We start from the raw sequence: 12,505 nt of genomic DNA, 5'->3' as shown, positions 1-12,505 counted from the left end.
GTTTGCGGAAGGTCGGCTTTCTGCCTATCGTTTGTTGAAGCAGACATCTATATGCTGTTGGATAATTAACCGGGGGGATGAAGATTGCCTACTTCAGAAGTTGTGGTCAGTTTTGGCAGTAGCGTGGTTGCGCTTTTGGGTGGCGGCGGGGTTGTACTTGTTGCTATCTGCGCATTTATATCTCAATTCATCACAGATCGTACAATAGAGGGCCATAAAGCCACGCTCAATGCAGAGCTAGAGCGCCTCAAAAATGAGCTAGCAAAAGAAAGTGAACTGCACAAACTCAAGCTTCGGAAAGCAGAAATTCTTTTCGACCGCGAGCTTGAAGCTGTAGCCGAGTTCGGTACACTTTATCGCCGAATAACGCCCAGATACTCTCATCCCGATATGGATTGGGACGATGCTTGCGCCGATGTCGCTAGCCGCTTCTCTACAATCGAGGAGCAACTTGAAAATTACCTAACCAAGCACGCTCCCGTATTAACCGAAGCGTTGCGGGAAAAGCTGCGTCATTGCAAGACTACGGCATCGCACAACAAATTTATGGAATATGAGATGCCAGAAGATCAAGCTACATCCACTACCAAGGCTGAGGCAGGTAGGCTTCTGGAGGGATTACAGAATGTCGAGAGTGGTCTATTCGCATTGGTTAGAAACGAAACGCGAGATTAGAGTTTGTGTGCGGGAGCCTCCTTTACGGAGTGCCCACCGCATTTGTACGCTCTCGATCTGGTATGGCCCCTTCAGAATCTTGGCGAGCCGGAAAGTCGATACCCTCCGGCGAAGGCCGCCTTGCGAGAGGACGGCACGGTGGCGAGGCTGCGCTCTTAAGGTCGTCCTTACGAGCGAAGTTAGCAGCACAGCATGAGCCATATGACGTTATTGACCGGCCGGAGCGGCGGCGTCGTTGGAGTGAAGCGGATCAGTGCCGGATATTGGCGGCGGCATTCGCGGGCCGACCAACTGAAGCGTCTGAGCAGCAGCGCCAGGCCCGGCTGGTGGCGCTGTCGGGGCAGAACGAGCTGCCAATGATACATTTACGTCTACGCCGTTCACACTCCGCCGAGAGTAACACCACGCTCGGTCCCAGGTTTGGTCGTTCTCATCCTTGAAGTGGTGACCTGTGATTAACTCCCAAGTGGTGCCTTGGAACTCGACGTTCTTGGTGGCGAACTTGTTGAAGTCGACGGTCACCACGTCAGGCTTGGTAGGGACGTCAGCCTGGGCGCCTGCTCCTGAGTTGGCTTTGGAGTTGGAACAGGAATAGGCGGCTCATCTTTTGGGGAGGTGAGATCGCTTGGCTGCTCTATGGTCGGCAAAGCCGCCGGCTCCGGCAAGGTTTTGTCCCATAGACCAAGATTGATGCCTAGCCCAATCCCGACCGCCGCCACTGCAATGGCTCCGCCAGTCGCCATTCGGCGAAAGGCGGTCGCTCGGGCTGTCTTCTCTTGGGCCGCGGCTTGAGCCTGCAAGGTTGGAATCGCTGACCTTTTGACGGCGAGATCGACGGCTTGCTCAAGCAGGGTGGTATTATGCCGGACGAGCACTTTTGCGACCCTTCATTGATACCGTCACGAGGTCTGAGACCTCAGGCGGCAAATCCTGGTCGAGGGCCTTGCGAAGGACTTCGGGATCATCGGTGAAGAGCGGAACATAGAGGATCTCTTTGACCACCTTTTCCACAGGCACCTCAACCCGCTTCTCAACCTCTTTCTCGACCATAACTTCGACTGGTACCTTAATCGTTCGAATTCGGCGCCACCGCCAACTCAGAAGCATTCTACGGAGCAGCCTGGAAGTCTTGCGGTCTGAATTGTCCTCTTCTCGGGCGGCAATGCGCTGGAGCGCTAGAGCGACCATTGCCGTAATTGGTCCCGCGAGCGCGGCGATGAGCGCGAGCGAGCCGAACCAAATCACAGAGATTATTCCGGCCTGTGCCTCAGTCACCAGTTCAGGTTTGCTGCCGTACCACCGTGAGGCAATACGGCGGACCTGATCTGTCCGCGCCATGGGGATCCGCTCCTTGGCCAAGGCGCTGAGGGCTTTGGCAATCTGGTCCTGTCTGACCTGGTTTTGCGCCGAGGTGTTTGCCTTGTTGGCTTCTGCCGCCTGGGCATCTGCGAGCCGTTTGCCCGCTTCATCCAATCGACGCTGCCAAGCCGCGGCATCACTATCGCGCGTTTGCTCCAGAGACGAACGCCTATCGACAAGCTTCTGCCTCTGGTCAGTAGTCATAGGAGGGCTATTTGCCCGCAAACGATCGAAATTTTCGCGCAGCGCAGCAATCTCTTGATCGAGCGGCTCAATCTGAGTGTCGAACTTGGTGATAATTTTCGTGCGGGGGTTGGCAAGTTTAGCCACTTCCGATTCTAGCCTGCGTGCCGAGTCGCTGTCGCTGAATCGCGCGCCATCTTGATACGTTCAACAAAGCTGTCGCGTTGGCGCTCAAACTGATCGACAGCGTCTTTAACTTCGCGATCACGCTGTTGAATCAGCGCCGATCGAACCGCGTTTTTCTCCTCCACTTGATCGCGAACACGCGAGGCCTCTGGAGTAAGGGCTTTCGTTCCCTCCAATTCCGCATTGGCCTCGGCAATTTGCGACTGAAAGGTCGCACGCGATTTTTCCGCAAGAGAGGTCAGCTGCTCAATTTCGGAACGGGCTTGATCGACCTGATCGGCTCTTCGACCAAGTTCGTCAGCAGAGGCGAGCTTTGTCGCTTCCTGCTCAAGGGCATCAATCTTGTTTACGAGCTCCTCATAACGCAGCTGACGCAATGCGCCTGCCCTCTCCATCCCCATAAAGACAGTTTCGAAAGTGATGCCTGCAAGAACCAGGAGGAAGACCAAGATTATGGGCTTCCAGAGCCAAGACGCGCTGAAAAGCAGTGTAGCTATCGGTATCTTGGTGAGCTCCGCGATTGCCACCATGAGAAAGGGTGCACTGGCGAGCGTCAAATCCATTGCAGTGACAGACTCGCTTGCAGAAAACGCTTGTACGCCTAATGCTACACCTGTCGTAAGACCAATCGCTGCGGCCGCAATCTCTAGGGCCCAGGCACCACGGTAGGTCCACTGGCCATAGCTTGCCAGCTTTGACTCATCACAGTCTGCATTTTACTCGCCCCCCCGACAGGGCGACATCACGCCTTGATCGCCTGGCAGCATACACTTAACGGTTTTGAAAGTCTTAGTTAAGCCGTCTTCTCTCTATTGTCACAACAACTTTTTCTGCCCTTCAGATATAGAATACCTCGTCAAAAAATGGGGTTAGCAGACCGCGCCGCCCATGCATGGTCTTCGTTAGATCGGTGTAAGCGGAAAGCCGAACAGGCCGTAGCGCGCATTTCAGCTAGCAGAGTGTTTCGCATGGGATCCCATCCTTGTCGCGATCGAGTTTTCCGCCCCATGAGCAGTTTTGCAGGTACCAGTTGGCTTCGTCGCAGGAACCGATCTGCTTGCACGTTCTCCGCGGCTCGCAAGAATAGCCGCTCTGCGCGACCAGCTTACGGCTGATGATGCCCAGTGGGCGGCTCGACGGCGCCGCGCCGTCGGCGTGCGCAGCGCGCCATTCCCAGGGTGCCTGAAACGTCCCGGCCCACAGGCCGATCTTTGAGGCTTGGGCTTGCGCCTGCTGCCCCGCATAGGCGCCCTGGCTATAGCGAGGCCAATCCAGCGCCTGGCCGTGCTCGACCATCCAGGCGGCTACGCCCGCGCCGTCAGCGCGCCGACAATCGCCGACAAAGCGGTGGTAGCGGTCCCATGTCACGAATGTGCATTCGAGCGGCCTCGACGCGGCCAGGAAAGTGTCCAGCGCTTCGGCCGATCGCCGGCCGCAAGGATACTCGGCGCCATTCGCATCGCGGCACGGCTGCCGGCTCTCTGGCGCGTCGATGCCGTTGAAGCGGACGCGCTGGCCGTGGATTTCGATCGTATCGCCGTCAATGACGGAAGCGACACCGGTAAGCGAGGAGGGCGCCGCCCTTCGTGGGCTGGCCTTTGATGCATCGTCGCTACGTTGCGCGCCCGACGGCGCCAGGAAGGCGGCCACTGCCGCCGCTGCCGTAAGACTGAGCATTGCCGGCACGCTCGCAAGTTGGCGCCGCCACAGCTTGGCACCGGTGGGTCTCTGCCACCGATTGGATCGATATTTGCGGTATGGCCTGCTCATCCGCTACGCCGACCAGCCCGGCCATGCGCTGTCGACCATGGGCAGGCCGGCGCAATGGTAATCGTCACGAAACCGCCCGGTGGACCGGTCGCGGCAGCGCCAGATAATGCTGTAATTCTGGCCATAGAATTGGTCCCACGCGACGCCATAGGTTTGTGGTGGCGGTGGCCGGTAATATGTTCCGCCTCCATAGCCGTTGTTGGCAGCGACACCCACAGCTGCGCCGCCGACAGCCGCGATCGCTATGCCTGTCGCGACAGCATTGTCGGTTTGCACAAGCCTGGTGCACTTCTCTGCTGTTGCGCCCCTGCGCACTAGAAGGGCCGCTACCCGACTACGATACTGTTCGTCCGTGCTGCTGGCGAGAACGTGACATAGCGCAACGGTATTCATTGCCGTGAGATCGCTGTCCGACACGACAGTGCTCGTAGAGCAGCCGCTGACGCACAGGGCTGCACTTGCGATGAGTGCTCCAATTTTCATGTGAATTCCCCCAAACAAATATTGGGGCGAGTCCGACCTAGAAGTCCAGAGTTTTTCACATTGTTACGATTCACAGCATGCTGCGGCTAGCTGGCATCCACTGCAACCAACCCTTCCGCCGGTCGTTGACTGATGCTGGGTTGATCTCAGCCACTCCAGAACTTGCCCGCTGGCTCAAAACCGGCGGGCTTTTTTCCGCGACGCCGGAAGGCTCTATCTCCCCGCATGTTGTGGTACATCGGCACGCCGTCATCGGGCCGTGCCGTTGACCAAGGTGGTCCCTCCGCCATGGTCGGCGGCGCAGCCTTGACCGTCCGCGCTGGCCATCCCAATCAAGCCCGCTGGCTTCGGTCGGCGGCTTTTTATTTGATCCCCGGCGCCGTCGGCTTGGATCTAGATCCTCGCCAGTGCCGGATTTGAAGGTAAGCTGCGGCGGTATGATCGCACTTCGCGCGGGACGGACCGTTGGTGTGCAGCAAGAGTGCCGAGTTCATCCGGCCAAGATTCTGCACTAGGCCGAGGTAGGTGAAGGCAGATACCTTCCGGTAATCGCTGAGATATTGGAGATAATGTTCCGCCATGGAGGTGTGTACCCGTATTATAACTTTCCAAACTTCATGTACGAACGCCGTGGACGAGCTGCTGTGTGCGCTTGCCGTAAATCGCTTCCGCGAGTTCACAGTCACAGGTTGGCTATGACCCTAACGCGAGAGCTTCAACGGCCCCTTCGCGATGAACTCCTCAACGAGACGCGGTTCACGTCCCTGGCCCAGCCCCGCGCGAGACTCAATGGCGCGCCGATTACAACGGCGCGCGTCCACACTCGCAGATCGGATGGCAGACACCCAACGAATTTGCATCGACCTTCAACCCGCGACGGTCGCTCGCGCTGCGCAACGTGAAACGCTCCGCGCACGACTGGATAAAATTTGGGGGAAACGTCAGGGCGGCCATAACTTTGCAGTCATCAGACGCGAGGCGGCCTACAACAGCGCTGCCCACCATACGCTTGTGGCCCGCGACCCACACGGCTTTGCCCTTCATATCGTACATTATGCTTCCTTCATGATTACCGATGTCTGCATGACCTTGAGGTCTTCCCGCACCATTTCCGCGGCAAGCTCGCGCACGGATGTTTCATGCACCCAGCCGAGCTTCTCCTTCGCCTTGGTGGCGTCGCCCAGGAGAAGATCGACTTCCGTGGGGCGGAAGTAGCGTGGGTCTACCTGGACTAGGCATCTGCCGGTCTCGACATCATAGCCCTTTTCGTCGACTCCCTCACCACGCCATTCGAGCTCGACGCCGACATCTTCGAAAACCCATTCGACGAATTGGCGGACAGGGGTCGTCTTGCCCGTCGCCAGCACGTAATCATCCGGTTGATCCTGCTGCATCATCATCCACATACCACGCACGTACTCATGCGCATGGCCCCAATCGCGTTGAGCATCGAGATTGCCGAGATAAAGCTTGTCCTGCTTGCCGAGGTAGATAGCAGCGGCGGCGCGGGTGATCTTGCGCGTCACAAAAGTTTCGCCGCGCAGTGGGCTTTCATGATTGAAGAGAATGCCGTTGGAAGCATGGATACCATAGGCCTCGCGATAGTTGACCACGATCCAGTAGGCGTAGAGCTTGGCGGCGGCGTAAGGGCTGCGCGGATAAAAGGGCGTTGTTTCGTTCTGCGGTACGGATTGCACGAGGCCGTAGAGCTCTGAAGTCGAGGCCTGATAGAAGCGGGTCTTGTCCTTCAGACCGAGGAGGCGGATCGCCTCAAGAAGTCGCAATGTTCCGATACCGTCGGCGTTTGCTGTGTATTCCGGCGTTTCGAACGACACCTGGACATGGCTCTGAGCGGCCAAGTTGTAAATCTCGTCTGGCTGGGATTCCTGAACTACTCGGATGAGATTAGTCGCATCAGTGAGGTCACCGTAATGCAAAATTAGGCGCGGATCGGAATCGTGCGGGTCTTGGTAGATGTCTTCGATGCGACCCGTGTTGAAGGAAGAGGAACGTCGCTTAATCCCATGAACGATGTAGCCTTTTTCCAGCAGAAGACGGGTAAGATAGGCGCCATCCTGTCCCGTTATGCCCGTAACCAGAGCAACTTTCCTGTTCTCGCCCATTTTCTTCCTGCTCTATTGTAGTTAAGTTTCGAATCTGGCTCGACACACCGCCAGCAAACTGCGGCCCGCCTCATACCCTATGGTAGGATTTCGACAGATGCGGCGCGGAGCTCGTCATTGACAGTGTCAGCCAGCGAGCACACCTGCTCCTGCTTCGAGGCGTAGCAAAACAGAGTCTCGCCGCTAACCTGCCTAAGTCGCACATGCGGCCTGAGTGCCGCACTCAGCTCACGGGGTGAGCGACATAGATTTCAATCACGTCGCACCCGATTTGCTCATCAATCAGCGAGTGAGGACGCCCTTCTGGGATTCTACGTCCGTTCTCAAGCACGCACATTCGGTTGCATAGCCGCTCCGCTTCTTCCACGAAGTGGGTGGCCAGTAGAATCGTCTTGCCCTGCGCCAATAGGGCACACAGCCGTTCCCAGATAAAATGGCGAGCATGTGGGTCCAAGCCACACTAGAACTCCACCATCCCTCTTTGCGCTGACCAAGTAATCTTTGCCTGCGGCGTCTTCTAATGGAAATTGTTTTGATCAGTGAAATCGATTGTTTGGATGAGGCGCATCCATAATATGGATTGTTTGACAGGTCAGCGCGGCACCATCGGCGGCACAAAGTCGTGGGTGCGAGTTTTCGCTCCGCGCGAAGACAAAGTTCGTGTCAGTCGGGGGCTTCGGGCGAACCGCACATCTGAGACGGCGGCGAAAAGCGCGGGTAGGGCATTACGTATTGACCTGTATGAATTTCGGGAGGCGAGCCCGAAAACGGTGGCTGGGCTTCAACGATGGGCGGGACGAGGCGACCATCAAACTGTGTTTCGCGCTATAGGCAATCGCAGTGCGGCGAATTTGAACGGCTGCCTTTGCCAGCCCTCGCCATCGCATCGGGCGAAGGTCGTAGCTTCGTTTCCAGGTACCGAAGATCTTCTCGATCCGACTACAAATTCTGTGGATCGGTTGGTCCAGGCGTCGAGCTTTCGGCCTCGTCGCGCCCCCACGTACCGGTTGCGACGATGCGCGGCCTTCCACCCTTGGCGCCCACCGCGTCGCCGAGATGATTGCCTCAGTAGGCGCTGTCGGCAAACACTTCGCCGGGATTGTCGGGCAGAGCATCAGGAACGGCCTTGTCGTCCTCGGTGTAGGCGCCGTGACGGCGATCTCCTCGACAAGGGCCGTATCGGCGTAGGCACCGACATGGGCTTTGAAGCATTGAAACGCTGGTCGGCCCTTGTGCTTGACCCAATCGCCCTCTTCATCGTCTTCGCCGGCCGAGGCGATGATCGCCGCATCGACAGGCGTGCCGGTCTTCACCTGGATCGCTGAGCTGGCGGGTGATCTCGGCGAACAACAGGGTCATGAACCTCAACGGCCTTGAAAACGGACGAAAGCGGGTTCGCACAGGTGTCGGCTCCGACACCGAGAACCCGCAGAACCGTCGGAACGATCCTCCACATAGCTGCAGACGCCAAAATTCCTCTCTCGGCCGTCGTCGCACAGCATCGCGTGCCAGTCGCTCAGTCCGGCCGGATCGAAAGCTATCCGGTCGACACGAGTTGCGCCATGTTGGCGCACTTGAAAGCGTCAGAGGGCGCCGGCGCATCTTTCGCTGGGACCGGAAGCGTGATGGCCATAAATGACGTGGATGGCCTGTGCCTGACATTCGACGGCTGGCGGGTTCTGCACATCCGTCCTTCAGGAAACGCCCCGCAAATGGCATGTTACGTTGAGGCAGTTAAGAATTGGACTTGAAAAAGGGAGTTTGTGGACTGCCTCGACCGGCTGTTTCGCTTAGCAAAGCGCGGCCCCACGTCAGTAGAGGCTGATGGTCAAGGAACGCCTTAGTATCCATCACATGGATGGGCCACATTCACGCAATCAATTTTACACATGTCGCCTGGCGTATTAGAGAACGCTGAATTTAAACCGGATGCGAGTGTACCCGGCGTTAAGATTTGCGAGCGTCACAGAGATAAGGATAGGCAGTGCTGAGGGAGCTCTTCTGCCCCACGCGCAGCCTCTACCAAATCGCCCGGCGTAACGGTCGACTAGTATCGATTAAGAGATCCCAAGCCAGATGCAACCTCGTCTCTGAAACGAGATTTCCGAAAATGCAGGTCAGTGGATTGGTAAAGCGCAGGTTCGTCGTCTCTCAGAGGCGTACGGGGTTCGGTGATTGTCTGTGGTCGCTGGCGGCCGCTTGGCGCTACGCTCAGCGGTCGGGACGAACGCTAGCCGTCGACTGGCGCGGGTCCTGCTATCTCGACCAACCCTTCACAAACGCCTTTCCGGTTTTCTTCCAACCGATCAATGACATCGCTGGCGTACCGGCTATTTGCGACGACCGGATCAACGACTTTTCCTTCCCGGGTCCATTCTTCCCGGAGTGGTGGAATAGGCCAGCGATCGACTGCCTTTACCGCCCAGATGAGCAGATTTTCCAAGAGCGCGACGAGTTGGGCGAGCTCTTTCAGGCCGAACAGGATGTCGAAGCGAACACAGTAGTGTGTGACGCTTGCTTGATGTGGCGCTGCGATGAGGATGCCGAGCGGCAGGTCTTCCAGAGTGTCAAGCCTCGGTCTGAAATTCAAACACGCATAGATGCCATTTACCAAGAATGTTTTGAGGGGCACAGCATCATCGGGGTTCATGTTCGACATGGTAACGGTGAAGACATCATGGAGCATGCGCCCTACTGGGCCGATCCGGAGTTCGCCGTTCGACAAGTGTGCAGTGCGGTTGATAAGGCTAAAGCGTTACCGCACCCCAAGCCTGTGCGGCTGTTCTTGTGCACGGACAGCGCGCAGATCCTGGATCACCTGTCGGCCAGGTTTCCCGATCTTCTCACCGTCCCCAAGCATTTCCGATCCGATCAAGATGGCCCCTTACACACTGCAGCACTTGGGATTGACGGCGGAATTTCCGCCCTCGTTGAGATGTATCTTCTCGGGCGCTGCGATACTGTAATTCGGTTTCCTCCGACGAGCGCCTTTACACGATATGCACGCCTTTTCGCACCACGCGTAATTGAGTTCGATCTGAAGGAGCCAAGTCGTTTGATTTTGATAGAGGACAGCCAAAGAATCTCTGGTCTCAGTTAAGACCCGCCACCTGCACAATTCGGCGGATGCAACCAACAGGCATAGTTGAATGTCCATTTCTCATCGCAGCCATGGAAGCGTCGTACGATACCGATAGCGTCGTCATCTGAGGCCGTTCGGCAACGCGCCAGAACTTCGCTGTTACTCGGAGGCCGCAGACCAAGCCAGAGCGACGGCGATCGTGACGCTAACGCTCGAAAGGGCGCGGGCAATCACTCCAGAGACGAAATCGAGGTTGTTTAATGAAAGTGGTTCCCGTCATCATCAGCGGTGGAGCCGGATCGCGGCTATGGCCCGCTTCGAGGCAATCGCACCCCAAACCTTTCCTTAAAGTAGCAGATGGACATTCTCTCTTTCAGCACACTGTGCTGCGCGTCGGTTCGATAAAGGGCGTAGTGGAACTCGTCGCCGTGACATCTGGGGAACACCTCTTCCTTACCAAGGACGAGTTCGACGAACTAGATTCCGTGGTCCTGCCACGCACCTTTCTGCTCGAGCCTGAAGGCCGGGATACGGCCGCAGCCGTTGCGGCAGCCGCCATCCATGCCAAGGCAACGCAAGGCCCTGACGCGATTCTATGCGTCTTCCCAGCCGATCACATGGTTGGCAACCTGCCTGCATTTTTAGACGTCATGTGCCGGGCCATCGAACATGCGAAGCTCGGGCGGATCGCCACATTGGGCATCACCCCAACCAGACCGGACACGGCATTCGGCTATATCGAAGCGGATGGTGAGAAAGTCGTCCGTTTCGTTGAAAAACCGGATCTGGACACAGCCAAAGCCTATGTCGCGTCCAAGCGCTTCTTCTGGAACGCCGGCATTTTCTGCTTTAGCGCACAAACCATGCTCGACGAGATGGCATCGCATTGCCCCGCGGTGATCCAGGCCGTCTCCGACAGCTACGAGAACGGCCGCTTCAGTCAAGGCGAAGGCTTTGCCAAAATCGAACTCGCGCCTGAGCATTTCGGCTCCGCCCCGCGAATCTCGCTCGACCACGCTGTCATGGAGAAGACGAACAAACTTGCCGTGGTTGCCTGCGACATGGATTGGAACGACATCGGATCCTGGAACGCAATGGCCGATTTGATCGCCCCCGACCAAAGCGGGAACAGGATACGCGGCGATGTGCATATGGTCGACACGACCGGCAGCTATGTGAGCTCCGACAAGCGCGTCATCGGCACGGTCGGTGTCAGCGATCTGGTGATCGTCGATTCCCCGGACGCTTTGCTCGTCGCATCCCGCGACCGCGTTCAGGACGTCAAGAAGCTGTTCGAGGGCCTCAAGGCTTCAGGACATGAAGCTCACCTGGTCCACAGCACGGTACACCGGCCGTGGGGTACCTACACGGTTCTCGAGGAAGGCGAGCGCTTCAAGATCAAACGCATCGAGGTGAAGCCCGGTCGGCGGCTGAGCCTGCAGATGCACTATCATCGTTCGGAGCACTGGGTCGTGGTCAGCGGCTCCGCGAAAATCGTCAATGGCGAGCAGGAGCTGTTCCTGGCGACAAACGAATCAGCCTACATCCCCTGCGGCCATAAGCATCGGCTGGAGAACCCAGGCAGAATTGACCTGGTGATCATTGAAGTGCAGAGCGGCGATTATCTCGGCGAGGATGATATCGTTCGCTTCGACGACGTATATGGTCGAACGTAGATTTCACCCGCGTGACGAGAACGGTCAACGTGTCGCTGACTAATTACCACTAGGAAGCCCGTCTGCCCACTCAGGACCGGATGCTTGTGGAATCGGGAATTGACCAAGGCAGCGGCGAATGACCGCAATCGGCATCAGGGGTGGGACAAATCAACCGGAAAAGACCGGAGAGCATAGTAACGCAACACAGTCCCACTGTCGAATAGCCTTTGATATTTCTGACTTTCCAAGCACCCTCAGGGCCCACCAAAATTATATCAATGGCTTATGGCCGACTTCGCTCTGAAGTGGGCCAAATCGAGCTCGCATTCCCGCAGCACTCAGTTTGATTGTTTTCGTTGAAAACGAGCAAGGACAGGGGGAGGGCGATCTTGTGCTGGCTTCTATGTGTCCAATCTTGCTCCTGTTCGTCGTGTGCAGCCACATAGGGCGGCTATCGCGAGGCTGGAAGGCCTCCGATCGATAGGTGCGGCGAACGGCGGCAACGAGGTGCGAATAGGATGGCTGAGCGTATGATCGAGAATACCGCAGCTGCGGTCTAGCGCGAAATGCAGCGTCTGTGACTCATGGGTCATTGCAGCGCGATGAACCGGAAATCATGACCCTAAGCCGCCCTTCATCAGCCCACCAGCGCCCAGAAGAAGGCGAAGATCCGTCACAATGCCTACCTGTACCAAGGCTTCAAGCAGTTCACCGCGAATGTGAAGACCGCCAGCCATTGCTTCTTCATTTTCGGCCATTCGCTCGCTACGAATGACGACCACATCCTTAACCGCATAGCGCGTGGCAAGTTTCGCAAGCTCTGTGTTGGCATCTATGGTGAACCAGCATCCGCGGATAACCAGCGGATCATGAACCACGCGAACGAGCTAGCGGTGCAGCGTGACCTTGCCCCTCTGATCTAATCCGGTTTGAAGTTCGTTCTGGCCCATCGAGAGGACCAGGACATGAAACGTAGCCGCTTCTCT

At 57.2% G+C, this 12,505-nt stretch carries 10 protein-coding genes and 2 pseudogenes; 5 read left to right on the top strand and 7 right to left on the bottom strand.

What is annotated here, in order from left to right:
• Window positions 1-84: 84 nt before the first annotated feature.
• Entirely contained in the window at window positions 85-675 is a 591-nt protein-coding gene (locus NKH42_RS11900; RefSeq protein WP_352974096.1) for a hypothetical protein, read from the top strand.
• Window positions 676-1,533: 858 nt separating this feature from the next.
• On the opposite strand, the gene NKH42_RS11895 is transcribed toward NKH42_RS11900, so the two are convergent.
• The 4 genes from NKH42_RS11895 to NKH42_RS11880 all read right to left on the bottom strand — a co-directional run bounded on the left by NKH42_RS11895 (window position 1,534) and on the right by NKH42_RS11880 (window position 4,449).
• Window positions 1,534-2,364, bottom strand: a complete 831-nt coding sequence (locus NKH42_RS11895; RefSeq protein WP_352974095.1) for a hypothetical protein — start codon at window positions 2,362-2,364, stop codon at window positions 1,534-1,536.
• Between the two features lie 8 nt (window positions 2,365-2,372).
• On the bottom strand, window positions 2,373-2,966 hold the full coding sequence (locus tag NKH42_RS11890; protein ID WP_352974094.1) for a hypothetical protein: 594 nt from the start codon (window positions 2,964-2,966) through the stop codon (window positions 2,373-2,375).
• A gap of 388 nt (window positions 2,967-3,354) precedes the next feature.
• Entirely contained in the window at window positions 3,355-4,080 is a 726-nt protein-coding gene (locus tag NKH42_RS11885; RefSeq protein ID WP_352974091.1) for a thermonuclease family protein, read from the bottom strand.
• A gap of 96 nt (window positions 4,081-4,176) precedes the next feature.
• The gene (locus tag NKH42_RS11880; protein WP_352974090.1) at window positions 4,177-4,449 is read right to left on the bottom strand and encodes a hypothetical protein; all 273 of its coding nucleotides are present in this window, start codon (window positions 4,447-4,449) and stop codon (window positions 4,177-4,179) included.
• Between the two features lie 915 nt (window positions 4,450-5,364).
• Between NKH42_RS11880 and NKH42_RS11875 the strand changes: the two are divergent.
• Window positions 5,365-5,566 (top strand): annotated as a pseudogene (locus NKH42_RS11875) (integrase core domain-containing protein); the annotation flags it as partial.
• Between the two features lie 142 nt (window positions 5,567-5,708).
• On the opposite strand, the gene gmd reads toward NKH42_RS11875, so the two are convergent.
• The 3 genes and pseudogenes from gmd to NKH42_RS11860 form a co-directional block, all read right to left on the bottom strand.
• A complete protein-coding gene (gene gmd, locus NKH42_RS11870; RefSeq protein ID WP_352691380.1) occupies window positions 5,709-6,779 on the bottom strand; it encodes a GDP-mannose 4,6-dehydratase in 1,071 nt (356 codons plus the stop codon).
• Between the two features lie 140 nt (window positions 6,780-6,919).
• A pseudogene (locus tag NKH42_RS11865) lies at window positions 6,920-7,236 on the bottom strand (nodulation factor ABC transporter ATP-binding protein NodI); the annotation flags it as partial.
• Window positions 7,237-7,504: 268 nt separating this feature from the next.
• Window positions 7,505-8,092 carry a transposase gene (locus tag NKH42_RS11860; RefSeq protein ID WP_352974088.1) on the bottom strand — a complete coding sequence of 196 codons (588 nt, stop codon included), beginning with the start codon at window positions 8,090-8,092 and terminating at the stop codon, window positions 7,505-7,507.
• Window positions 8,093-8,889: 797 nt separating this feature from the next.
• On the opposite strand from NKH42_RS11860, the gene NKH42_RS11855 reads away from it, so the two are divergent.
• The 3 genes from NKH42_RS11855 (at window position 8,890) to NKH42_RS11845 (ending at window position 12,442) form a co-directional block, all read left to right on the top strand.
• On the top strand, window positions 8,890-9,879 hold the full coding sequence (locus tag NKH42_RS11855; protein WP_352691383.1) for a nodulation protein NodZ: 990 nt from the start codon (window positions 8,890-8,892) through the stop codon (window positions 9,877-9,879).
• Between the two features lie 242 nt (window positions 9,880-10,121).
• Window positions 10,122-11,537, top strand: coding sequence for a mannose-1-phosphate guanylyltransferase/mannose-6-phosphate isomerase (locus tag NKH42_RS11850; protein WP_352790442.1), 1,416 nt, complete (start codon window positions 10,122-10,124; stop codon window positions 11,535-11,537).
• 650 nt (window positions 11,538-12,187) lie between these two features.
• On the top strand, window positions 12,188-12,442 hold the full coding sequence (locus NKH42_RS11845) for a DUF4917 family protein (protein ID WP_352974188.1): 255 nt from the start codon (window positions 12,188-12,190) through the stop codon (window positions 12,440-12,442).
• Window positions 12,443-12,505 lie beyond the last annotated feature (63 nt).

The sequence above is a fragment of the Mesorhizobium sp. M1142 genome (genome assembly GCF_040318565.1).
GTDB lineage: Bacteria > Pseudomonadota > Alphaproteobacteria > Rhizobiales > Rhizobiaceae > Mesorhizobium.
Note: the sequence above shows the minus strand (reverse complement) of the source record. Positions and strands in the feature narration are given on the sequence as shown.

Coding starts and splice junctions, on each gene's coding strand:
- NKH42_RS11885 (WP_352974091.1), bottom strand. CDS start 4,080: ATGCTCAGTCTTACGGCAGCGGCGGCAGTGGCCGCCTTCCTGGCGCCG.
- NKH42_RS11850 (WP_352790442.1), top strand. CDS start 10,122: ATGAAAGTGGTTCCCGTCATCATCAGCGGTGGAGCCGGATCGCGGCTA.
- gmd (WP_352691380.1), bottom strand. CDS start 6,779: ATGGGCGAGAACAGGAAAGTTGCTCTGGTTACGGGCATAACGGGACAG.
- NKH42_RS11855 (WP_352691383.1), top strand. CDS start 8,890: ATGCAGGTCAGTGGATTGGTAAAGCGCAGGTTCGTCGTCTCTCAGAGG.
- NKH42_RS11890 (WP_352974094.1), bottom strand. CDS start 2,966: ATGGATTTGACGCTCGCCAGTGCACCCTTTCTCATGGTGGCAATCGCG.